General features: G+C 72.9%; 22 protein-coding genes. 9 read left to right on the plus strand and 13 right to left on the minus strand.

Annotated features, from left to right (window positions below):
* The first annotated feature begins 69 nt into the window (after positions 1-69).
* On the plus strand, positions 70-423 hold the full coding sequence (locus tag EDD54_RS17395) for a DUF1428 domain-containing protein (protein ID WP_126538568.1): 354 nt from the start codon (positions 70-72) through the stop codon (positions 421-423).
* On the opposite strand, the gene EDD54_RS17400 is transcribed toward EDD54_RS17395, so the two are convergent.
* The 10 genes from EDD54_RS17400 to EDD54_RS17445 form a co-directional block, all read right to left on the minus strand.
* Entirely contained in the window at positions 420-1,091 is a 672-nt protein-coding gene (locus tag EDD54_RS17400; RefSeq protein ID WP_245515813.1) for a DUF2161 domain-containing phosphodiesterase, read from the minus strand. The genes EDD54_RS17395 and EDD54_RS17400 overlap by 4 nt on opposite strands.
* Positions 1,092-1,168: 77 nt before the next feature.
* Positions 1,169-1,612 carry an NUDIX hydrolase gene (locus EDD54_RS17405; RefSeq protein WP_126538572.1) on the minus strand — a complete coding sequence of 148 codons (444 nt, stop codon included), beginning with the start codon at positions 1,610-1,612 and terminating at the stop codon, positions 1,169-1,171.
* Positions 1,613-1,783: 171 nt separating this feature from the next.
* Positions 1,784-2,581, minus strand: a complete 798-nt coding sequence (locus EDD54_RS17410) for an ABC transporter permease (RefSeq protein WP_126538574.1) — start codon at positions 2,579-2,581, stop codon at positions 1,784-1,786.
* Between the two features lie 60 nt (positions 2,582-2,641).
* On the minus strand, positions 2,642-3,766 hold the full coding sequence (locus tag EDD54_RS17415) for an ABC transporter permease (RefSeq protein WP_126538576.1): 1,125 nt from the start codon (positions 3,764-3,766) through the stop codon (positions 2,642-2,644).
* 5 nt (positions 3,767-3,771) lie between these two features.
* Positions 3,772-6,516 carry a ribosome-associated ATPase/putative transporter RbbA gene (gene rbbA, locus EDD54_RS17420; protein WP_126538578.1) on the minus strand — a complete coding sequence of 915 codons (2,745 nt, stop codon included), beginning with the start codon at positions 6,514-6,516 and terminating at the stop codon, positions 3,772-3,774.
* Positions 6,503-7,501, minus strand: a complete 999-nt coding sequence (locus tag EDD54_RS17425; protein WP_126538580.1) for an HlyD family secretion protein — start codon at positions 7,499-7,501, stop codon at positions 6,503-6,505. The genes rbbA and EDD54_RS17425 overlap by 14 nt, the downstream gene beginning before the upstream one ends.
* A 303-nt stretch (positions 7,502-7,804) precedes the next feature.
* Complete coding sequence (locus tag EDD54_RS23090) at positions 7,805-8,254, minus strand: hypothetical protein (RefSeq protein WP_165644625.1); 450 nt, start codon at positions 8,252-8,254, stop codon at positions 7,805-7,807.
* 118 nt (positions 8,255-8,372) lie between these two features.
* The gene (locus EDD54_RS17435) at positions 8,373-8,879 is read right to left on the minus strand and encodes a GNAT family N-acetyltransferase (RefSeq protein ID WP_126538582.1); all 507 of its coding nucleotides are present in this window, start codon (positions 8,877-8,879) and stop codon (positions 8,373-8,375) included.
* Positions 8,880-8,892: 13 nt separating this feature from the next.
* The gene (locus EDD54_RS17440; RefSeq protein ID WP_126538584.1) at positions 8,893-9,312 is read right to left on the minus strand and encodes an OsmC family protein; all 420 of its coding nucleotides are present in this window, start codon (positions 9,310-9,312) and stop codon (positions 8,893-8,895) included.
* 103 nt (positions 9,313-9,415) lie between these two features.
* A complete protein-coding gene (locus tag EDD54_RS17445; protein WP_126538586.1) occupies positions 9,416-11,308 on the minus strand; it encodes an ABC transporter ATP-binding protein in 1,893 nt (630 codons plus the stop codon).
* A gap of 381 nt (positions 11,309-11,689) precedes the next feature.
* On the opposite strand from EDD54_RS17445, the gene EDD54_RS17450 reads away from it, so the two are divergent.
* The 5 genes from EDD54_RS17450 to EDD54_RS17470 all read left to right on the plus strand — a co-directional run bounded on the left by EDD54_RS17450 (position 11,690) and on the right by EDD54_RS17470 (position 15,393).
* The gene (locus EDD54_RS17450; RefSeq protein ID WP_165644626.1) at positions 11,690-12,538 is read left to right on the plus strand and encodes an FkbM family methyltransferase; all 849 of its coding nucleotides are present in this window, start codon (positions 11,690-11,692) and stop codon (positions 12,536-12,538) included.
* 92 nt (positions 12,539-12,630) lie between these two features.
* Positions 12,631-13,497 carry a DUF4760 domain-containing protein gene (locus EDD54_RS17455; protein ID WP_126538590.1) on the plus strand — a complete coding sequence of 289 codons (867 nt, stop codon included), beginning with the start codon at positions 12,631-12,633 and terminating at the stop codon, positions 13,495-13,497.
* An 11-nt stretch (positions 13,498-13,508) separates the two neighbouring features.
* Positions 13,509-13,997 carry a tRNA (cytidine(34)-2'-O)-methyltransferase gene (locus EDD54_RS17460; RefSeq protein WP_126538592.1) on the plus strand — a complete coding sequence of 163 codons (489 nt, stop codon included), beginning with the start codon at positions 13,509-13,511 and terminating at the stop codon, positions 13,995-13,997.
* Positions 13,998-14,023: 26 nt separating this feature from the next.
* Entirely contained in the window at positions 14,024-14,935 is a 912-nt protein-coding gene (gene hemF, locus EDD54_RS17465; RefSeq protein ID WP_126538594.1) for an oxygen-dependent coproporphyrinogen oxidase, read from the plus strand.
* Between the two features lie 80 nt (positions 14,936-15,015).
* Positions 15,016-15,393 (plus strand): hypothetical protein, encoded by a 378-nt coding sequence (locus tag EDD54_RS17470; protein ID WP_126538596.1) that lies wholly within the window; start codon positions 15,016-15,018, stop codon positions 15,391-15,393.
* Positions 15,394-15,411: 18 nt separating this feature from the next.
* Here the strand turns inward: EDD54_RS17470 and EDD54_RS17475 are convergent, their stop codons facing one another.
* Genes EDD54_RS17475 through EDD54_RS17485 form a run of 3 tightly spaced genes read right to left on the minus strand, consistent with a single transcriptional unit; the run spans position 15,412 to position 17,827 of the window.
* Positions 15,412-16,611, minus strand: coding sequence for a CCA tRNA nucleotidyltransferase (locus EDD54_RS17475; RefSeq protein WP_126538598.1), 1,200 nt, complete (start codon positions 16,609-16,611; stop codon positions 15,412-15,414).
* Entirely contained in the window at positions 16,608-17,252 is a 645-nt protein-coding gene (locus EDD54_RS17480) for a CoA pyrophosphatase (protein WP_245515802.1), read from the minus strand. Before EDD54_RS17480 ends, EDD54_RS17475 begins: the two co-directional genes overlap by 4 nt.
* Positions 17,249-17,827, minus strand: coding sequence for a DUF1285 domain-containing protein (locus tag EDD54_RS17485; protein WP_126538600.1), 579 nt, complete (start codon positions 17,825-17,827; stop codon positions 17,249-17,251). Before EDD54_RS17485 ends, EDD54_RS17480 begins: the two co-directional genes overlap by 4 nt.
* A 194-nt stretch (positions 17,828-18,021) precedes the next feature.
* Here EDD54_RS17485 and EDD54_RS17490 point away from each other — a divergent pair, with 194 nt between their 5' ends.
* Genes EDD54_RS17490 through EDD54_RS17500 form a run of 3 tightly spaced genes read left to right on the plus strand, consistent with a single transcriptional unit; the run spans position 18,022 to position 22,798 of the window.
* Entirely contained in the window at positions 18,022-19,029 is a 1,008-nt protein-coding gene (locus tag EDD54_RS17490; RefSeq protein WP_126538602.1) for an AAA family ATPase, read from the plus strand.
* A 2-nt stretch (positions 19,030-19,031) separates the two neighbouring features.
* Positions 19,032-19,958 (plus strand): DUF58 domain-containing protein, encoded by a 927-nt coding sequence (locus EDD54_RS17495; protein WP_126538604.1) that lies wholly within the window; start codon positions 19,032-19,034, stop codon positions 19,956-19,958.
* A complete protein-coding gene (locus EDD54_RS17500; RefSeq protein WP_126538606.1) occupies positions 19,955-22,798 on the plus strand; it encodes a DUF4159 domain-containing protein in 2,844 nt (947 codons plus the stop codon). The genes EDD54_RS17495 and EDD54_RS17500 overlap by 4 nt, the downstream gene beginning before the upstream one ends.
* Positions 22,799-22,808: the final 10 nt, after the last annotated feature.

Below are 22,808 nucleotides of genomic sequence, written 5' to 3' on the forward strand. Positions count from 1 at the left end.
CTCGTGCACGGTCGTCGGATCCGCCCTTGGCCGAACGTCCTCGTCGGAAGGGGCGAGGAGGAGGACGAGATGGCCTATGTCGACGGATTCGTGCTGGCGGTGCCGCGGGACCGCATCGAGGACTATCGTGCGCTCGCCGCGACCGCCGCGGCGGTCTGGAAGGAGCACGGCGCGCTCGCCGTGGTCGAGTGCGTCGGCGACGACGTGCCGGTCGGCGAGCTGACCTCGTTCCCGCGGGCGGTGCAGCTCGCCGAGGGCGAGGTGGTGGTGTTCTCCTGGATCGTCCATCCCTCGCGCGCCGAGCGCGACCGCATCAACGCCGCGGTGATGGCCGACGAACGCATCTCCAGGGACTTCGCGGCCCTGCCCTTCGACGCCAAGCGAATGATCTACGGCGGCTTCGACGTGCTGCTGGAGGTCTAGTCTCCCGACGGCGGGGCCGGCTGCGGCCAGCGCGCCAGCGCCTCGCGGCCGGCCTCCCGCAGTCCGTAGACGCCGCGCTCGATCCGTTCGAACCAGCCGTAGACGTCGTCGGCGAGGATCGTCGCGGCACGCGGGGCGATCGGCCTGAGGTCGCGCGGGCGGCGCGGGCCGGCGGCGAGCGCGGCGGCGCAGGCGAGCGCCTCCTGACGGTAGGCGGTCATCTGCGGCGTCCGCGTGCTCCCCCCGGCGACCGGGTCGCCGCGGCGGCGGCGGTGCTCGTCGACGAGGCGCGAGCGGCGCTTCGGGTCGCGCCGCGGGGTCGGGGCGGCCGGCGAGACCAGGATCTCGACGTCGCCGGTCGTGGCGATCCCGAGCAGGCCGAAGCCGAGCCGGCGGCAGAGGTTGCGGAAGCGCGGGTCGGCCTCGCGGCCGCGGCCCCGGCGCGACAGCGGGGCAGCGAGCCAGACCTCGTCGGCGGCGCCGGCGCGGTGGACGCCCTGCAGCACGAGTTCGAGATTGAAAGCGAGCTTGAGCTCGCCGATCACCACCACCGGCGGCTCGCCGGCGGCGACGGCGACCACGTCGCAGCCGCCGATCTCGCCCTTGACCTCGAAGCCGAGGCCCTCGAGGAAGCGCTTCACCGGCAGGTAGAGTTCGGTTTCCAAGATCGGGCGCCGCCCACGGGTTCGATTCGTCGCGGCGATGGTCCACCGGCCCGCCGCGGCGGGCAAGCGGGGGCGGAACGCTACTTGGCGAGCGCGCCGAGGTCGGCGTCGCGGATCAGGGCGCCGAGTTCGGGATCGTCGACGACAAGCGCGGCCTCGCCCTGCGGCAGCCAGGCGAAGCGGCGCTCGCCGCGTTCGGGGAAGTCGGTGTCGGCGCCGGCGGCGCGCAGCGGGAACACGTCGACGCGCAAGAGGCGGAAATGGTCGTCGAGCCGCTTCCAGTAGCGGTAGGTGCCGACGGGCCTACGGCCGACCCGGCCACGCACGCCCGCCTCCTCCCACGCCTCGACCGCGGCGGCCTTGGCGTCGGACTTGCCGCGCATCGGCCAGCCCTTCGGGATGACGGCGCGGCCGGTCTCGCGCGAGGACATCAGCAGGATCTCCGGCCCCGTCTCGGCGCCGCTGCGGTAGACCAGAGCGCCGACCTGCCGTACGCGACGCTTGCGGTGCTTCTTCTTTCCCATGCGTTCCCCCGGGGGCTTCGGACGTCGCTCCCCACGCGGTCCGGCACACGACGTTGTTCCCGTCGTCGCCCGGCTCGCCCGAAACCCACGAATATATATTTCGTTCGCCAACGAAAGCAATCCGCACCGATCCACGCTCGGTGCGAAGCGGACCCGTGGTCGGGGGCGGGATCAGCCGGCGGCGAGGCGAGTGCGCAGGGCGCGCTGCGCCATCATCCCGCAGACCAGTGCGCCGGCGACCCAGAGCCAGACGTATGCGTTGTCGATGAAGTGGCGCGGGTACATCGGGAAGAAGCCGAGGCGGAGCTTGGCGACGATGTGCGCCATCGGATTCCACTCGAGCAGGTCGCGGATGTAGATCGGCATGTACTCGGGGATGGCGAACACGGCGGCGAACAGGATCTGGCCGCGGCTGACGAAGCCCCAGATGGTCTGCCACAGCGGGAAGAACGGCTGGATCACCGAATTGACCATCCCGACACCGGCGCCGAGGGCGATCACCATCGCCATGCACTCGAGCGCCACCTCCATCCGGAACGGGATGGTGTACTTGGAGATGCCGAACACGCCGAGCGCCGCCAGCAACGTCAGGCTGACCACGGAGAAGGTGAACACCTCCCCGAGCGTCTTGGCGATGACGTTGTCGAGGATGGTGACACGCGGCAGCGCCCGGGCGCCGCGGTTCTGCTTCACGCCCGTCGCGCTCTTGGCGCTGATGGCGCGGAACAGCATCACCGGCACGATGCCGGTGGTGATGAACAGGAAGGTGCTGTCGCCGATTGGCGGCTGGTGGCTGATGATGCTGTGGATCGCCGACATGAAGGCGATCAGTCCCACCATCTCCAGGGCGTCGAAGAAATAGGCGAAGGCGAAGCGGCTGTTGCGGATGCGCATGTCGCGCATCATCAGGGCGGCGATCACCTTCGCCTGCCCCGCCGCTCCGACCTTGACCTCGTCCAGCACCGACATCCCGCGACCCCGTGCACACGGCGGCGACGGTGCGCAGCCTAGCACGGCGCCCCCGCCCGTTCACCCCGCCTTGGCGAGCATGCGGCGGAACCGGGCGATCGCCACCGCCAGGAACAACCCGCCGAGCCCCGCCATGACGACCATCTGCGGCCAGACGATGTCGAGCCCGGCGCCGCGGTAGAGGATCGCCTGGGCGAACTGCACGAAATAGATCGACGGCGAGGCGTGCATGGCGTCCTGGAGCAGCTGCGGCATGCTCTCCAGCGGCGTCATGGTGCCCGACAACAGCATCATCGTCACGAACACGGGGATCGCCAAGAGCGCGAACTGCGGCATCGACGAGGCGAGCGTCGCCAGGAGAATCCCGAGCGCGGTGGTGGCGAACAGGTAGATCGTGGTGCCCGTCAGGAACAGCGCCAGCGAACCGGACACCTCGACGCCGAGGCCGAGCTTCAACACGACCTCGATCGACAGCGCCACCGCCACCAGGATGACGAGGCCGTTGGCCCAGATCTTGGCGAGCGCGATCGCGGTCGGCGACACCGGCATCACCAGGAGGTGCTCGAGCGTCCCGTGCTCGCGCTCGCGCATCACCGCCGAGCCGACCAGCAGGATCGACAGGATGGTGATCGAGTTGATCACCTGCATCACGCCGTTGAAGCGGACGCCGTCGAGGTTGGGGTTGAAGCGGAAGCGCACCGCGGCGCGCACCGGCAGCGCGGTCGTCGCCTCGCCGGGGGCGAGGAAGGCAGCGACCTCGTCGGTCAGGATCTCCTGGAGATAGGCGACGCCGTTGCCGGCCTGGGCGATCGCGGTGGCGTCGACGCGGATCGCGACCGCCGGCGCACGGCCGGCCAGCACGTCGCGCTCGAAGTCGGGCGGGAACTCGACCACGAATGTGTGCCGTCCGGCGGCGACGTCGCGGTCGACGTCCGGGGCCTCGACCAGTTCCGGCGCCTGGAAGAAGCGGTGCGGGATGGCGTCGACGAGCCGGGCGGTCAACTGGGAGCGGTCGCCGTCGACCACCGCGACCGCGGCGTTGGAGACCTCGAGCTTGACGCCGCGCGCCACCGTCACCACCGCCACCGACAGCGCGTAGACCACCAGCGCAAGCATGACGTAGTCGTAGCGCAGGCTCTGGAATTCCTTGAGGCCGAGGAAGAACACGTCCTTGAGGAAGCGCATGGCGGTCAGGGCTCCTGCTTCTTCAGGCGCAGGCAGGCGAGGCCGAGGAAACCGATGCCGAAACCGACCAGGGCGAGGTGGTTCGGCCAGAGGTCGGCGAAGCCGAGGCCCTTGGCGAAGGTGCCGAGCGAGATCGCCTGGAACCAGCCGGCCGGGAAGCCGTAGCCGATCAGCCGGCCGGCGCCCTCGATCGAGGCGACCGGGTACATGAAGCCGGAGAAGTTCACCGCCGGCAGCACCGACAAGATCGCCACCGCGAAGGTCGCCGCGACCTGCGTCGACACCACCGTCGAGACCAGCAGCCCGAAGGCGGTGGTGGCGAAGACACAGGCGACCGCCCCGGCGGCGAAGGCGGCGAGCGAACCGGTGAAGGGCACGCCGAAGACGAGCACCGCGGTCAGGAAGACCGCGACGATCTCGACGACGCCGACCGCGACATAGGCGAGCTGCTTGCCGAACAGGAACTCGGCCACCGAGGCCGGCGAGGCCTCGAGGTTGGCGATCGAGCCGATCTCGCGCTCGCGCACCACGCCGAGCGCCGTCATCATCGCCGGGATCAGCACCAGCACCAGCATGACCACGCCGGGGGTGATGGCGTTCACCGACAGGAAGGCCTGGTTGTAGAGGTAGCGCGGCCGGACCTCGATCGGCACGGCCGCCCCGGCCGCGCCCCCGGATGCGGCGCGCGCCTCGTCGACGGCCCAGGCGGCGACGAGACCCTGGACGTAGGCGCGCACGGTCTCGGCGCGGAAGGTGTTGGCGCCGTCGATCCAGAGACCGACCTCGGGCTTCTCGCCGGCGACGAGATCGCGGCCGAAGCCGGGCGGGATCGCCACCACCAGCCGGAGTTCGCCGTCGGCGAGCCGGCGGTCGACCTCGGCGTCGGACGCGATCGGCGGACGGGTCTCGAAATAGCGCGAGCCCTCGAAACTGCGCAGCATCGCCTGGCTCTCCGGCGAGCGGTCGCGGTCGAAGGCGGCGTAGGTCAGGTGCTCGACGTCGAAGGAGATGCCGAAGGAGAAGATCACCAGCAGGAACACGGGGATCGCCAGCGCGAAGACGAGGCGGACGCGGTCGCGCAGCAGTTCGAGGCCCTCGCGGCGGGCGAAGGCCCAGACGCGCCCGGCCGGTCCGGCGGCCGCGCCCGCCGAGGCCGTTGCCTCTCCGGTCGCGGTGGTCTCGACCGTCGGCGCGGTCGCCCCGGCCGCCTCGTCGGTGCCCGCCGCGGCCTCGGCGAGATAGGCGACGAAGGCCTCCTCGAGCGAGGGCGCCGCCCGCGAGGCCGTCAGCTCGTCGGGCGTTCCGACCGCCAGAACCCGGCCGCGGTGCATCAGCGAGATGCGGTCGCAGCGCTCGGCCTCGTTCATGAAGTGGGTCGAGACGAAGATGGTGACGCCGTCCTCGCGCGACAGCCGGACCAGCTGGCGCCAGAACATGTCGCGCGCCGCCGGGTCGACGCCCGAGGTCGGCTCGTCGAGGATCAACATGCGCGGCCGGTGCAGGCAGGCGGCGGCGAGTTGCAGGCGCTGGCGCAGACCGAGCGGCAGCCGCGCCGGCAGCTCGCCGGCGACCTCGGAAAGGTCGAAACGCTCGAGGCCGTCGCGGACGCGGGCGTCGATCTCGGCGGCCGGCACCCGGTAGAGCCGGGCGGCGAGCGCGAGATTGGCCGCGACCGTCAGTTCCTCGTAGAGCGAGAAGCCCTGCGACATGTAGCCGACATCGAGGCGGCTCTCGAGGTCGGCGCCGGCGACCGGCCGGCCGAACAGCTCGGCCCGCCCCTCGGTGGCTTCGAGCAGGCCGGTCAGCATCTTCATCGTCGTGGTCTTGCCGCAGCCGTTGGAGCCGAGGAAGCCGAAGATCTCGCCGGTGTCGATGCGGAAGCTGACGTGGTCGACCGCGGTGAAGTCGCCGAAGCGGCGGGTCAGGTCCTCGGCGACGATCGCCGGTGCGCCGTCCCGAACGGGCCGCGGCGGCACCACGAAGGGCTCGGCGGTGCCGTCGCCGCCGGCGCGGAGCTTGCGGTAGGCGGTCTCGAGGTCGCGGGCGCCGGCGCGGGCGAGCACCTCGGCGGTGTCGCCGGAGGCGATCACCCGGCCGGCGTCGATCGCGACCACCCGGCCGAAGCTCGCGGCCTCCTCCATGTAGGCGGTGGCGACGACGACCGTCATGCCCGGCCGGTCGGCGCGGATGGCGGCGACCAGCGCCCAGAACTGCCGGCGCGACAGCGGGTCGACGCCGGTGGTCGGCTCGTCGAGTACCAGCAGGTCGGGGTTGTGGACCAGGGCGCAGCACAGCGACAGCTTCTGCTTCATGCCGCCGGAGAGCTTGCCGGCGGGTCGGTCCGGGAACGGGTCGAGACCGGTGGCGCTGAGCAGGCGGCCGATCCGGGCCGTGCGCTCGGCGGCGGAGAGGCCGAACAGGCGGGCGTGGAAGTCGATGTTCTCGACCACCGTCAGCGTCGGGTAGAGGTTGCGTCCGAGGCCCTGCGGCATGTAGGCGATCCGCGCCGCCACCGCGCTCCGATGCGCCGCCGAGGCCATGTCGCCGCCGAGCACCTCCACCGAGCCGGCCTGGATCCGGCGCACGCCGGCGACCAGGCCGAGCAGGGTCGACTTGCCGACGCCGTCCGGCCCGATCACCGCGGTGGCGCTGCCGGCCGGAAGTTCGAGCGTCATGCCCTCGACCGCGACGGTGCGGCCGTAGCGGTGGACGAGGCCCGCGACGCGGACCGCCGGATCAGGAGCCGGCATCGGGCAGCCTCGGCGCCAGCCGCTCCGGCCAGGCGACGTCGGGACCGAGCCCGACGTAGGCGACGCCGGTGAGGCCGGCCTTGACGTAGTCGCGATAGCGCGCGAGCAGCTCGGGGGCGATGCCGACCTTGACGCGGTACATCAGCTTCTCGCGTTCGGCGGACGTCTCCACCGTCTTCGGCGTGAACTGCGCCTCGGCCGCGACGAAAGTCACCGTCGCCGGGATCACGTAGTCCGGGCCGGCGTCGAGCACGATGCGCGCCTCGCCGCCGAGGCGGACGCGGCCGACCGACGAGGTCGGCAGGAACACGGTCATCGAGACGTCCGTGAGGTCGAGCAGCGTGACGACGCGGCCGCCGGCGGCGACCACCTCGCCCGGCTGGACCAGCTTGTACTCAACGCGGCCGGCGATCGGCGCCGTCAGCACGAGGTCGGCGAGCACGGCGCGGATGCGCGCGACGTCGGCCTCGGCGACCTTGCGGGCGGCGTCGGCGCCGCCGACGGCGGCCTTGGCGGCGTCGACGGCGGCGGCGGCGACGTTGCGGGCGGCGAGGCGCTGGTCGGCCTCGGCCTGCGTGGCGAAATCGCGGTCGCGCAGTTCCTCCGAGCGCTTCAGCTGCACCTCGGCGAGTGCCAGTTCGGCCTCCCGGCTGGCGACCGCGGCGCGGGCCTGCGCAACGCCCTGGAACGCGCGCTCGACCTCGGCCTCGGCGGCGGCGAGTTCGGCGCGGGTCTGGACTTGGTCGAGTTCGGCGACGGGCGCGCCCTTGTCGAGGTAGTCGCCCTCGCGCACCGCGATCGTCGCGACGCGGCCGGCGAGCTTGGCGGAGACGTCGACGCGCTCGACCTCGATGCGGCCGTTGGCGACCGTGACGTTCTCGGGCAGTGCCTCGGCGCGGAGCGCGCCGGCGTGGCGCCAGCCGGCATAGCCGAGCGCCGCGGCCACGGCGACCACCGCGAGGACGACGGGGAGCTTCGACTTCATGCGGCGATCCGTGGGCGAGTGGCGGGGCGGCGAGCGGTGCGGACAACGACGACCGCTCCGCCCGCGCCGCGGGGCCGCGGCGGAGCCGACGTCCGTCCGCCTTCCTTTTCGCACTGCGGCAGACGGGACGGAAGCGCGAAAACCCCGCCCTCCGGATTGCTCCGGATGGGCGGGGCGCCGCGCTCGGGGGGAGAGGGAAGCGGGGCCGGCGATTGCTCAGGTCGCCGGCCCCGGAACGGGCGGTGCGGTCGAAGGCCCGGAAGACCGCGGGGGGCCCCGTCGCACCGTCCGCCATGGGCGATGTTACTGCAAGGTGCCGGTCAGGGTGCAGCTGACGATGAACTCGCCGACGGCCGCCGACTTCGAGGCGGTCACGGTGGCGCGCTGGGTCGCCAGCACCAGGTGGGTCATCTTGGTCTGGCCCTGGTAGCGGCGGGACGAGGCGTCCGACGAGAAGGAGGAGATCTGGACGTAGTTGGTGAGGCCGATCGAGGTGTTGTCGGCCTTGCGACCGCTGACGGAGATCGCGGAGATCGCCTGGTTGGTCGGCATGGTCACGACGCAGCCGGCGTCGGTGGCGATCAGCGTCTTGCCGGCGGGAACCGCCGTGAAGTTCAGCTCGCAGAAGGAGGTGTTGTCGCACACCTTCAGGACCCGCTCGGACCAGTAGGCGCCGGCGATGGTGGGGGCGGCCGTGGCGGCGGTGGCGGAGGCGACGAGGGCGGCGGCGGCGAGGGCGGCGAAGGACTTCATGGTCGGGTTCTCCTCTGGCTCCGGGACCGTTCTGCGCCGGCCCGTCGGTGAGGAGAGTTCTACGGCGCCCGTGTTTCGGTCCGCGGACGCGGATCGGCGCCGTTCCGTTTCGTTTGTTTCAGGTTTGAGGCGGCGGATCGAAAGCCGGATGAAACGTCACGCGTCCCGCGAACGGCGGTCCGGACAGCGGCAATGCCAGAACATGGCCGTCGGGTACGCCGGCGACGACGAGACCGGAACCGGCCGAGAAACCGAAGCGGCCGTAGTAGGCGGGATCGCCGACCAGCACGCAACCGGCGGCTCCGGCCGCAAGCAACCGATCGAGAGCGGCCCGGACCAGGGCGGAGCCGACGCCGCGACGCCGGAGGTCGCGCCGCACCGCGAGCGGGCCGAGCCCGGACCAGCCGCGATCGGCGCCGTCGATCGCCACCGCCGACACGGCGACCTGCCCCGCGAGGCCGGCCTCGTCCGACGCGACAAGCGAAACGTCGAGCGCGCCGGCGGCGCGCAGCCGCTCCACGATCTCGGCCTCGTAGCCGCAGGCGTAGGGCATGTCCGAGAAGGCGTCGGCGATCAGGCGGGACATCGCCGCCGCGTCCTCAGGCCGCTCGTCGCGGATCTCCATCACCGGCCCCTCCTCAGAGCGGGTCGCCGTCGACGATCTCGACGGCGGCGGCGGTGCTGTTGCCGATGGTGCAGATGCGGTGCGCCTCGGCGATCAGCGCCGCCCGCTCGGATTCGGCGAGGTCGCCGGCGATGCCGAAGCGGCAGACCTGGCGCGCGATCCTGGACGGCGCGTCCGCCGCCTTCTCGCCGGTGACCTCGACCCGGACCTCGCCGATCCGGTCTGCGAGGCCGAGGTGGCGGGCGGCGATGCGGACGCTGAGCGCGAGGCAGCCGGCGAGCGCGGCGTCGAACAGTTCCAACGGGTTGAGCCCCGGCATCGACGGCGAGCCGGCGAGCACGGCGGTGGCGCCGGAGACGGCCGCGAGCGAGCCGCGGCCCGACGGTTCGACGACGGCGGCGACGCCCATCGGGCGCTGGCGGACGGTGGCCACGGCGGATGCTCCTCGGCGGACGCGGGGCCGCCATCCTTCGCGGAGAGCGGTCCCGCTGTCCAGCGCCGTCCAGGCGGAGGGCCGGGACGGCGCCGGATCGGCGTCACTCAGCGGCGGCTTCCTCCTTCGCCGGACGTCCGCCGACGGTGCCCTCCGCCCCGGCCTCGTCGCCGAGGTCGAGGAAACCACCGGTCTGGCGGGCCCACAGGCCGGCGTAGAGACCGCCGCGGGCGACGAGTTCGGCGTGGGTGCCGGTCTCGACGATGCGGCCCTTGTCCATCACCACCAGCCGGTCCATCCGCGCGATGGTGGAGAGGCGGTGGGCGATGGCGATCACCGTCTTGCCGGCCATCAGCGTCTCGAGGCTCTCCTGGATCGCGGCCTCGACGTCGCTGTCGAGGGCGCTGGTCGCCTCGTCGAGCACCAGGATCGGCGCGTTCTTGAGGAGGACGCGCGCGATCGCGACGCGCTGGCGCTGGCCGCCGGACAGCTTGACGCCGCGTTCGCCGACGTGGGCGTCATAGGCGGTGCGGCCGCGGGCGTCGGCGAGGTCGACGACGAAGTCCGCGGCATGGGCGAGTTCGGTCGCCTCGACCATCTCGCCGTCGGTGGCGTCCGGCCGGCCGTACTTGACGTTCTCGCGGATCGAGCGGTGCAGCAGCGAGGTGTCCTGGGTGACGACGCCGACGGCGGCGCGCAGGCTCTCCTGCGTCACCGCCGAGACGTCCTGGCCGTCGATCAGGATGCACCCGCCCTCGAGGTCGTAGAGGCGCAGGAACACGTTGACCAGCGTCGACTTGCCGGCGCCGGACGGACCGACCACGCCGATCTTCTCGCCCGGCCGGATCGTCAGCGTCACGCCGTCGAGCGCGCCCTTGGACCGGCCGTAGTGGAAGTGGACGTCCTCGAAGCGGATCTCGCCGCCGGTCACCGCGAGCGGCTTCGCCCGCGGCGCGTCGACCACGGTGTGCGGCCGGGCGATGGTGGTGATGCCGTCCTGGACGATGCCGACGTTCTCGAACACGCCCTGCACCTCCCACATGATCCAGCCGGACATGTTGATGATGCGCACCACGAGGCCGCCGACCAGGGCGATCGCGCCGGTGGTGATCGAGCCCGTCTGCCACAGCCAGATCGCCAGCGCGCCGACCACCGTGACCAGCACGCTGTTGATCACCGAGATGGTGGTGGTCATCTGGGTGATCAGGCGCTGCTGGGCGAAGAACACCGCGGTGTGGTCCTCGAGGGCGGTGCGGGCGAAGTTGTCCTCGCGCTCGGCGTGGGCGAACAGCTTGACGGTGTGGATGTTGGTGTAGCTGTCGACGACGCGGCCGGTCAGCAGCGAGCGCGCCTCGGAGATCTCCTCCGACGCCTTCTTGGTGCGCGGCACGAAGTGGCGCAGCACCACGACGTAGAGCACCACCCAGACGATCAGCGGCAGGGCGAGGCGCAGATCCGCCTCGGCGAACAGCACCAGCGCCGACACGGTGTAGAGCACCACGAACCACACCGCGTCAGTGACCTGGACCACCGACTCGCGCAGCGACGGGCCGGTCTGGATCACCTTGGTCGCGACGCGGCCGGCGAAGTCGTTGTTGAAGAAGGCGATCGACTGCCGGAGCACGTGGCGGTGGTTCTGCCAGCGGATCAGGTTGGTGAAGGACGGCGCGATCGCCTGATGGGTCAGGAGGTCGTGCAGCATGGTGAAGAACGGCCGGCCGATCAGGATCACGGCCGCCATCCACAGGAAGTCGGTGCCGTGCTCGGCCCACAGCCGGTCGGGCGTCGTCGTGTCGAGAATGTCGACGATGGCGCCGATGTAGCGGAAGATCGACACCTCGATCAGCGCCACGAACAGGCCCACCACCATCAGCGCCGCGAACAGCGGCCAGACCTGGCGCAGGTGGTGCCAGTAGAAGCCGCCGAGCGTCGCCGGCGGCGCGCCGGGCGGATGGGGACGGAACGGGTCGACCAGTTGCTCGAAGAAGCGGAACATCGGGAGAATCCGGAAACGCGGGCCACCCGGCGGGTCGCGACGTGCGCGCTCCGGCCAGGGCGGTTCGGGGGATGAAAGGGACGAAGGGCGGGACCTGCGCACCGCCCGAGCGGCCATCGGGCCTCTCGCGGGCGGTCGCGGCGACGTCAGACGATACGACGTCGGAAGAAAATGCGTCCGTGGGCCATCGCGCCCCCTCGAAACGGTCGGCCGGCACGGGTGGCCGGCGCAGTTCGGCAAGCTAGCCAGCCGCGGCGTTCCGTTCAACTCCCTTTCTCCGACGGCCCCGCATTGCCGAGGCCGGCCCGGGACCGATAGGATCGCGCCGATGGGCATCCCTCGGCGTCGATGCCGGCGGATTCGGGGTCTGGGCGGAGAGAGATGATCGCGAACGCGTGGCTGCGCCGGTTGGTCTGGCGCCTCGGTCGACGTCTCTACGTCGCCGCACGCGGCGAGCCGAGCCGCAACGACCCCGCCGAGAACGGCGAACTCCACCTCGCCGCCCGCGTCGTCGCCGCCAACGCGGCGGTGCCGGTGCTCGCGGTCCTCGACGTCGGCGCCAACGTCGGCGACTGGACGGTGCCCTTCGTCGCCGCGCTGCCGGCCGAGCGCCGCCGTCGCGACCGCCTCGCCCTGCACCTGTTCGAGCCGACGCCGACGGTGCGCGCCGAACTGGCGGCCCGGCTCGCGGCCGCCGGGATCGCCGATCTCGTCACGCTGCACGCCGCCGCGGTGTCGGACACCGCCGGCACCGCCGAGTTCGCCATCATGAGCGACACCGGCGGTACCAACACCCTCGCCCTCGACGACGGCGTTCGTCGGGAGGCCCGCGCGGTCATGGCTGTCGAGATGGTCACGCTCGCCGACGCCGTCGCGGCGGCCGGGCTCGAGCACGTCCACCTCGTCAAGGTCGACGTCGAGGGCCACGACCTCGCGGTCCTGCGCGGCGCACGGCCGCTGCTGGCGCAGGGCGCGGTCGACGTCGTGCAGTTCGAGTACAATTTCCGCTGGATCCCCTCGCACGCCGTCCTGCGCGACGTCTTCGCCCTCGTCGAGGGTCTGCCTTACAGCGTCGCCCGCGTCATGCCGGACCATCTCGAGGTGTTCGAGGCCTGGCACTTCGAGCTCGAGCGCTACTTCGAGGCCAACTACGTCCTGGTGCACGAGCGCGCCCTCGGCTGGTTCGACGCCCGCCACGGCCGCTTCGACGTCTCCAACACCTACGCCTGACCGCGGCGCCCGCCACCGCCCGGCCCTCTTTCGGCCTCAAAGCACGGGGAACACTCCGCCGCGTCGACGATGGACCGGGGGCCGGCGGACCGATGAAGCTCAGCTACCGCTCCCGGCTGACCCTCGTCATCTCCGCCCAGGCGTTCGTCTTCGTCGTCGCCTCCGCCGCGCTCTACGCGGCGACGCCCTCGAAGGACAGCCTCGAGACCGTCTACATGGCGACCCAGGCGATGATCACGGTCTTCACCGTGATCGGCATCGCCTACGCCTCCTACGGCGCCCACCGCGCCATCTCGGCCAACCGGGTCGCCGAGACGATGAAGTTCATGGACGCCTACATGAACCCGCAGTTCCGCGCCGCGGAACGCTTCGTCATGCACCGCTTTTCCTACCACGACGAGATCGCCCGCCTGCCCGAGCAGACCGACATCTACAATTTCGAGGCGGCGCAGACGATCCTGCAGCGCAAGGTCGTGCTCGAGGGCGACAGCCTCGACCCGATCCGCATCGAGACCAAGCTCGCCTCGGCGATCTCCGCCGTCTGTTCCTTCTACGATCGCGTCGGTATCCTCGCCGCCGCCGGCATCCTCGACACCGACGTCCTGTTCATGTTCATCGGCAAGGACATCGTCACCTGCTGGGACAACATCGTGCCTCTGGTCTACGCCATGGACCTCTACCGCCGCCGCCAAGATCGCGCCTTCGAGGAGCAGGGCCTCGCCGCCTTCCGCAGCCCCTATTCCTCCGGGTTCTACTTCCTCGCCAAGGCCGCGCGCGAGTGGATCGCGCCGCCCTACCAGGACCAGCTCGTCTACCGCGACAAGGACCGGATGTACCGCCGGATGGAGAAGCGCTCCGCCCGGATGGCGAGCCGGCCGCCGCGCCGGACCACGCGCACCGTGCCGGTGACCGGGCCGGTCCGCCCGATCGGTCCGGCCGGCGACGGCAGCCCGACCTGAGGTCCGCGCCGATGCCGATCCTGGCGCTCTACCAGCCCGACATCCCGCAGAACACCGGCACGCTGCTGCGTCTCGGCGCCTGCCTCGGCGTCGAGGTCCACGTGATCGGGCCGACCGGCTTCGACCTGTCCGACCGGGCGCTGCGCCGCGCCGGCATGGACTATCTCGAATCCGCCGCCCTCGTCCGCCACGTCGGCTGGGACGCGTTTCGCGCCGCGACGACCGCCGCCGGCCGCCGCCTCGTGCTGGCGACCACCCGCGCCGACCTTCCCTACACCGCCTTCCCGTTCGCCGCCGACGACGTCATCCTGCTCGGACGCGAGAGCGCCGGCGTGCCCGACGCGGTGCACGCGGCCGTCGACGCCCGCGTCACCATCCCGATGCGGCCGGGCCTGCGCTCGATCAACCTCGCCCTTGCGGGGGCGATGATCCTCGGCGAGGCCCTCAGACGGACGGGCACCGGACCGGCACCGTCGACAAGCGGGGCCGATCCGTCCTAAAGCGACGGGAAACCGGAGGAACGCCCATGCCACAGTCCGCGCTCGCCGCCACGAGCCTGCCCGAGGGCCTCGAGGACAAGAAGGCCGCCGCCGCAGCGTGGTTCGCCCAGCTGCGCGACCGCATCTGCGCCGCCTTCGAGGCGATCGAGGATGACCTCGTCGGCCCGCTCGACGACCGTCCGGCCGGCCGCTTCGTCCGCCGGACCTGGGAGCGCACCGACCATTCCGGTGCCAAGGGCGGCGGCGGCGAGATGTCGATCCTGCACGGCCGGGTGTTCGAGAAGGTCGGCGTCCACGTCTCCACCGTCCACGGCGAGTTCGCGCCCGAGTTCCGCGGCCAGATCCCCGGCGCCTCGGAGGACCCGCGCTTCTGGGCGAGCGGCATCTCGCTGATCGCCCACCTGCAGAACCCCAACGTGCCCGCCGTGCACATGAACACGCGCATGGTCGTCACCACCCGCCAGTGGTTCGGCGGCGGCGCCGACCTGACGCCCGTGCTCGACCGTCGGCGCACCCAGGAGGATCATGACACCGTCGCCTTCCACGCCGCCATGCGCGCGGCCTGCGCGGCCCACCCGCACGTCGACTACGGCCGCTACAAGGCCTGGTGCGACGAGTATTTCTACCTGAAGCACCGCCAGGAGATGCGCGGCGTCGGCGGCATCTTCTACGACTACCTGCATTCCGGCGGCTGGGACGGCGACTTCGCCTTCACCCGCGACGTCGGCCTCGCCTTCCTCGACGTCTACCCCCGGCTCGTACGCGCCAACATGGCGACGCCCTGGACCGAGGCCGACCGCGACGAACAACTGATCCGCCGCGGCCGCTACGTCGAGTTCAACCTGCTCTACGACCGCGGCACCATCTTCGGCCTGCGGACCGGCGGCAACGTCGACAGCATCCTCTCCTCGATGCCGCCGCTGGTGAAGTGGCCGTGACGCCCTCCCCTCCCCCCGAACACGGATGGACGGTGCCGCGGCGCCGTGATGGGATGGCCCGGACGGGTGGGAGGACGACGATGCGGACGGCTGTTCTGGCGGTACTCTTCGCGGTGACCGCGCTCTCGGCGACGGTGCCGGCCTTCGCCGGCGACGACCGGCTCGACCACTATTGCGCCCGGCTCGGCCGGGACGACCACTTCAACTCCAACGGCCAGCGGCTCGACAATCCCGCCGCGATCATCCGGCAGGACCGCGCCAACTACCACGCCTTCGGCGTGCGCGACGACGAGGACGAGGACGACGTATTCTTCCGTTCCAAGGCCAACCGCGCGCTGCTGGAAGCGATGCTGCGCAACGGCCGCGCCAGCAAGGCGGTGCGCGCCGAGATCGTCAACTCGACTCCCGTGATCTGCGTCGACATCTACGAGGACTTCGTGAACGTCGAGCTGCAGTGAGGGACTGGAACGGCAGGTTCAGCCGCCGTCGATCGGCGGCACACGAGTGAAATCGCTCGCGATCCAGGCGTCCTCGAGCGCCTTCAGCCGCGCACCGAGCGCCGGGCCCGGCGCCATGCCCGCCGCGACGAGGTCGCGGCCGCCGAGCGGGAAGACGGGGGCTGGCCAGTCGCGCGCGATCGCCAGCGTCGCGGGTGCCGGGGTGCCGGCGCGGGCGGCGGCGAGGACGATCGCACCGGCGACGACCGCGTTGCCGGCACGGTAGACGGCGAGGCGCACGGCGTCCGGATCCGGATCCGGTCCGAGCCGCTCGGCCCAGGCGGCGAGCGCGGCGAGACGGTCGCGCTCGGCGTTGGCGAGGCGGAGGCGGTCGGCGACGGCCTCGGCATCGGCGGGCGCGTCGAGCGCGACGGCAGCGGTCGGCAGCATCGGATCGGCCGGGAGACCCGCCGCGGCGGCGAGTGCGAGGGCGCGGGCGAGGCGCTCCGGACGGCCGGGCCGGCCGAGCACGTGGGCGAGCACGCCCGTCTCCGCCATCAGCGCGATCGTCTCCGCCGCCCGCGGCGCCACCACCAGCTTGCGCCATTCGGCGCCGATCCGCTCGCGCGACAGCCGATCCAGTCCGGCGCGGAGGTCGACGCAGGCGGCGAGCGCCGCGGCGTCCGGCGCGCCGCGGCCGTAGCGGGCGTGGAAGCGGAAGAAGCGGAGGATCCGGAGATAGTCCTCGCGGATGCGGTCCTCGGCCCGGCCGATGAAGCGTACGCGGCCGGCGAGGGCGTCGGCGATGCCGCCGGTCGGATCGTGGAGCGTACCGTCGGGATCGACGTAGATCGCGTTCATCGTGAAGTCACGGCGGCCGGCGTCCGCGGCCCAGTCGCCGGTGAAGGCGACGACGGCACGGCGGCCGTCGGTCTCGACGTCGGCGCGCAGCGTCGTCACCTCGAAGGGGGTGCCGTCCGCGACCACCGTGACGGTGCCGTGCTCGATCCCGGTCGGGATCGCCTTCAGGCCGGCGGCGACGGCGCGCGCGGACACCACCTCCGGCCGGGCGGTGGTGGCGACGTCGACGTCGGCGACCGGCTCGCCCATCAGCGTGTTGCGCACGGCGCCGCCGACGACGCGGATCCGGTCGCCCTCGACACAGAGGGCGGCAGCGACGGCGCGGAAGGCGGGATCTTGCAGGAAGGCGGCGTCGATCCGCGTCGGCGCTGCGGTCATGCGAAGACCTGCTCGTAGAAGAGGCGCAGGATGCCGGCGGTGACGCCCCAGATCCGCCGCCCCTCGAAGGGCATGGCGTAGTAGCGCCGCTCGGCGCCGCGCCAGGGCCGGCTCTCGATCAGATGGTTGGTCGGCGTCATCAGGAAGGCGAGCGGCACCTCGAAGACGTCGGCGACCTCGTCCGGGTTGGGCTCCAGCGGCGCGTCGGCTTCGACGAAGGCGACGACCGGGAAGATGCGGTAGCCGGAGTTGGAGACGTAGGGGTCGAGCAGGCCGAGCGGGTGGACGAGGCGGCGGTCGAGCCCGACCTCCTCCTCCGCCTCGCGCAGCGCCGCGGCGACCGGGCCGTCGTCGGTCGGATCGATCTTGCCGCCGGGCAGCGCGATCTGGCCGGCGTGCGAACGCAACTGGTCGGTGCGCCGCGTGAGCAGCAGCGACACGCCCTCGGCGCGCTCGAACAGACCGATCAGCACGGCGGCGTCGCGCAGCGTCAGCCCCGCCATGAATTCCGAGAGCGACGGGTCGATGGCGGCGTCGCCGGCGTGGAAGCGCGGCGCGAGGTCGCGCGCGGCGAGCCCGTGCAGCCGGTCGCGGCGGGCGCGGACGCCGGCGGCGGTGAAGGCGTCGAGGTCGCCGCTCACGCCGACGCCTCCGCGGGCAGCCGGTGGAACACGCCGCCGGCGAAGACGCCGAGGTCGTCGCCCCGGGTCTCGACCAGGTCGGCGATCTCGTGCAGCAGCGGCCGGGTCAGCCGCGCCTCGAGGCCGGCGCGGACGTGGACGTAGGGCACGAGGCCGCCGCGCTCGTCGAGGGCGAAGCGGATCGCGTGGTCCGGCCCGGCCTCGACGAGGTCGCCGACGTTGGTGCGGAAGGTGATCCGGCGCGCCGCGCCGTCGCCCTCGGCGTGCATTTCCACCGCCAGGAACGGCACGTCGGCGACGCGGATGCCGACCTTCTCCACCGGCGTCACGAGGACATAGCGGCCGTCCTCCAGCCTGAGCACACCGGCGAACAGGCGCACCAGCGCCTCGCGGCCGATCGGCGAGCCCATGTAGTGCCAGCGCCCCTCGCGGTCGATCGCCATGTCGATGTCGCCGCAGAACGGCGGGTTCCAGCGCTCGACCGGCGGCCTGCGGCCATCGGGCGCGGCCCGCGCGACCAGCGCCGCCAACCCGCCGACGTCGCCCCGTCCCGCCCGGTCGTCCGCCTCGTCCATCGCCGATCCGCCTTCGTTCCGCCGCCTCCGGCGTTCACGACCCCGTGACGACGTGGCCACGCCGAGGTCCGAATTCGCGGCCCTCCTGGTCGAAAGACGTCTCCGGTCCATGTAGGGTCGCGAGGGGATGGGATGCGCCGCGCCGCCGAAGATGTCAAACTCGCGGGCGATGCCAAGGAGAGGACCGGTCGACGATGAGTGCAGCGGCAACCCTCGGGACGGCGGAGATGGACGCGATCGTGGCCGAGGCCGAGGTGGCGGTCGGCCGGATCGCCGCGGCGCGCGCCGCGATCGCCCGGGTCATCTTCGGCCAGGAGAGCGTGGTCGACCGCGCGCTGGTCACGGTGCTCGCCGGCGGCCACGGCCTGCTGGTCGGCGTGCCCGGCCTCGCCAAGACCAAGCTGGTCGAGACCATGGGCACCGTGCTCGGCCTCTCCGAGCGCCGAATCCAGTTCACGCCCGACTTGATGCCCTCGGACATCCTCGGCTCGGAGGTGCTCGAACAGGCCGCAGACGGCAGCCGCGCCTTCCGCTTCCTGCGCGGCCCGATCTTCGCGCAACTGCTGATGGCCGACGAGATCAACCGCGCCAGCCCGCGCACCCAGTCGGCGCTGCTGCAGGCGATGCAGGAACGCCACGTCACCATCGCCGGCCAGCGCCACGACCTGCCCGAGCCCTTCCACGTGCTCGCGACCCAGAACCCGCTCGAGCAGGAGGGCACTTATCCGCTGCCCGAGGCCCAGCTCGACCGCTTCCTGCTCCAGATCGACGTCGACTATCCCGACCGCGACAGCGAGCGCCGCATCCTGCTCGAGACCACCGGTGCGGCCGAGGCGCGGGCCGAAGCGGTGCTGACCGGTCCGGAACTGATGCGCCTGCAGCAATTGGTCCGCCGGGTGCCGGTCGGCGAGAAGGTGGTCGAGGCGATCCTCGACCTCGTTCGCTCCGCCCGTCCCGAGAGCGGCGTCGGCCGCCACGCCGACCGCATCGCCTGGGGCCCCGGCCCGCGCGCCAGTCAGGCCCTCATGCTGACGGTGCGCGCCCGCGCGCTGATGCAGGGCCGGCTCGCGCCCTCGATCGACGACGTCCGCGCGCTCGCCGAGCCGGTGCTGCAGCACCGCATGGCGCTGACCTTCGCCGCCCGCGCCGAGGGCGTGCGGGTGCGCGACGTCGTCGCCGACCTCGTCGGGAGGATCGCCTGACCATGGCCGACCCGACGCGGATCGAGCCACGCGTCACGCCGGCGCTCACCGCGTCGGCCCGCTCGCTCGCCGCCGCGCTCCCCGATCTGCTGGTCGAGGCGAAGCAGGTCGCCAACACCGTCGCGGCCGGCTGGCACGGCCGGCGCCGCGCCGGCGGCGGCGAGGATTTCTGGCAGTTCCGCCCGTTCCAGTTCGGCGAGCCCGCCCGCTCGATCGACTGGCGCCGCTCCGCCCGCGAGGACGGCCACCTGTTCGTGCGCGAGCGCGAGATGGAGAACGCCCACACGGTCTGGCTCCACGTCGACCTGTCGCCGTCGATGAACTTCCGCTCGGGCCTCGCGCCGGTGGTCAAGCGCGACCGTGCCGTTCTGGTCACGATCGCCCTCGCCGAGTTGCTCGCCCGCTCCGGCGAGCGCATCGGCCTCCTCGGCCACGGCCGGCCGCTCGCCTCGCGCAGCGCCGCCGAACGGCTCGCCTCGACGCTCGCCCACGTCGAGGGCGAGGCGGCGCGGCCGGATCTCTCCGCGGTGCGGCGGCTGCACGAGGTCGTCATGGTCGGCGACTTCCTCGATCCCGCCGACGACGTCGCCGCCGATCTCGGCCGGCTCGCCGCCACGGGCGCGCGCGTCCACCTCGTCCAGGTGATGGACCCGGTCGAGGAGACCTTCCCCTTCGTCGGCCGCACCGAGTTCCGCGACCCCGAGACCGGCGGCCGCGTGACCGCCGGGCGCGCCGAGGCTTGGCGCGCCGGCTACGTCGCCGCCCTCGTCCGCCACCGCGACCGCCTGCGCGCCGCCATGCGGCTGCCGGGCTGGAGCTTCGCGGTCCACCACACCGACCGGCCGCCGACGGAGGCGCTGCTCGCCCTGCACGGCCGGCTCGCCGCCGGCGGCGCGCTCGCGGCCGGCCCCCGGGAGATCCCGACGTGACCGGACTGCCCCTCGCCTTCGCGACGCCCTGGGTGCTGGTCGGCCTCGCCGCCCTGCCGGTGCTGTGGTGGCTGCTGCGCGTGACGCCGCCGCGGCCGGAGACGGTGACCTTCCCGCCGCTGCGCCTGCTCGCCGAGGTCCGCGTCGAGGAGGAGACCCCGGCGCGCACGCCGTGGTGGCTGACGGCGATCCGCCTCCTCGCCGCCGCCGCGGTGATCTTCGCCCTCGCCGGGCCGGTGTTCCGCCCCGCCGCCGACCGGCTGACCGGCACCGGGCCGGTCTGGCTGATCGTCGACAACGGCTTTTCCGCCGCGCCCGACTGGGCGGCGCGGCTGCGCACCGCCGAGACGGTGATCGACGGCGCCCGCGAGGCCGGCCGCACCGTCGTGCTGGTCGCCACCGCCGATGGCACCGACGCCGACGTGGTCGCCCGGACCGCCGACGACGCCGCCCGCCGCCTCGCCGCCGTCGGCCCGCGGGCGTGGTCGCCGGACCACGGCGCCATCGTCGCCGCCCTCCAGCGCACCGCCGAGGCGGCCCGGCCGGGCGACGTGATCTGGATCGCCGAACCCGCCGACGACGGCTCGGCCAAGGCCTTCGCCGCCAGCCTCTCCGCGCTCGCCGCCGGCGCCGAGATCGTGCTCGCCGGCGCCGATTCGACGCCGCCGCCGGCGGTCGTCGCCGTCGCCCACGACGGCACCGGCATCGCCGCCACCGTCCGCCGCATCGACGGCGCGACGCCGGCGACCGGCACCGCCCGCGCCGTCGACCGCCGCGGCCGCCTGCTCGACGAGCGCCCCTACGCCTTCGACGGCGCGGCGACCGAGACCTCTGTCCGCTTCGAGCTGCCGCTCGAGCTCCGCAACGAGATCGCCCGCGTCGAACTCGCAGGCGCCGAGTCGGCGTCCGCGGTGCAGTTGCTCGACGACCGCTGGCGCCGCCGCACCGTCGGACTGATCTCCGGCGTCGGTGGCGACCGGGCGCAGCCGCTGTTGTCGCCGACCTACTATCTCACCAAGGCGCTGCTACCCTTCGCCGACATCCGCGAGCCGCGCTCGCCGGCGGTCGACGCCGCCGTCAAGGGCTATCTCGACGAGAGGGTCGCCGCGATCGTGATGGCCGACGTCGGCACGCTCTCCGGCGACACCGCGGCCGCGGTGCGCAGCTTCGTCGAGCGCGGCGGCGTGCTGATCCGCTTCGCCGGTCCCCATCTCGCCGCCGGCGAGGACGACTTCGTGCCGGTGCCGCTGCGCCGCGGCGGCCGCACCCTCGGCGGCAGCCTGTCGTGGGAGAAGCCGCAGGCCCTCGCCGGCTTCTCCGAGGCCGGCCCCTTCGCCGGCTCGGTGGTGCCGTCCGACGTCACCGTCGAGCGGCAGGTGCTGGCCGAGCCGTCGCCGGACCTCGACCGCTTCACCTGGGCGAGCCTCGCCGACGGCACGCCGCTGGTCACCGCTCGCCCGGTCGGCGGCGGCTGGCTGGTGCTGTTCCACGTCACCGCCGACACGACGTGGTCGAACCTGCCACTGTCCGGCGCGTTCGTGGAGATGCTCCGCCGCACCGTCGCGCTCGGCCATGCCGGCGGCTCCGCGACCTCCGCGGCGGCCGTCCAGGGCACCGAGGTGACGCTGCCGCCGATGACCGTGCTCGACGGCTTCGGCCGCTTCACCACGCCGCGCGCCGACGTCCGCGGCCTGCCCGCCCGCGCCGCCGCCACGGTGCTCGCCTCCCGCGACACGCCGCCCGGCCTCTACGGCGGCGAGGACGCCTTCCGTGCGGTGAACCTGATGCGCCCCGACACGCCCTACGTCCGCCTCGACGCCTCGGCCCTCGCCGGCGCCGCCCGCGCGCCGCTCGCCGCCGAGGCCGGCACGCGGCTCGGGCCGTGGCTGTTCGTGCTCGGCTTCCTGCTGCTGGTGGTCGACGCCCTCGCCGTGCTGGTGCTGGTCGGCGGCGTCCGCCTGTTCGCCGGCCGCCGCCCGGCCACCGCGACGGTCGCCGTCGTCGCGCTGGCCGCCGCGCTCGCCGCCGGCCTGCCCGCGGACGGGGCGCGGGCGCAGGGCACGCTGTCGCCGGAGGACCAGAAGCTGCTCGACGCCGTCTCGGTGACCCGGCTCGCCTATGTCGAGACCGGCGACGCCACCGTGGACGAGGCGAGCCGCGCGGGCCTCTGGGCGCTGACGCGCTATCTCTCCGCCCGCACCGCCCTCGAGGCGGGCCGGCCGATGGCGCTCGATCCGGAGAAGGACGAGCTGTCGGTCTATCCGCTGATATACTGGCCGGTCGACCCGGCCGTGCCGGCGCCGAGCCGGGCCGCGATGCAGCGCGTCGAGGCCTTCATGAAGTCCGGCGGCACGGTGCTGTTCGACACCCGCGACCAGTTCGACGTCGTGCCCGGCTCGGATTCCAGCCCGGCGCAGGTGCGGCTGCGCGAGATGCTCGCCGGCGTCGACGTGCCGCCGCTGGAGCCGGTGCCGGCCGACCACGTGCTGACCAAGGCGTTCTACCTGATGAACGACTTCCCCGGCCGCTACGTCGGCTCGCCGCTCTGGGTCGAGGCGACCCGCCCGGCCGACGAGGAGGCCGCCGACGAAGGCGGCGACGTCCGCCCGGTGCGCGCCGGCGACGGCGTCTCGCCGATCCTGATCACCGGCAACGACTTCGCGGGCGCCTGGGCCGCCGACGACAACGGCAGCTTCCTCTATCCCGTGGTGCCCGGCGAGCCGCGCCAGCGCGAATTCGCCCTGCGCGCCGGCGTCAACATCGTGATGTACACCCTGACCGGCAACTACAAGGCCGACCAGGTCCACGTGCCCGCCCTGCTCGAGCGGCTGGGCCAGTGAGGACCGCCCC

It is taken from the genome of Oharaeibacter diazotrophicus, assembly GCF_004362745.1.
Lineage (GTDB): Bacteria > Pseudomonadota > Alphaproteobacteria > Rhizobiales > Pleomorphomonadaceae > Oharaeibacter > Oharaeibacter diazotrophicus.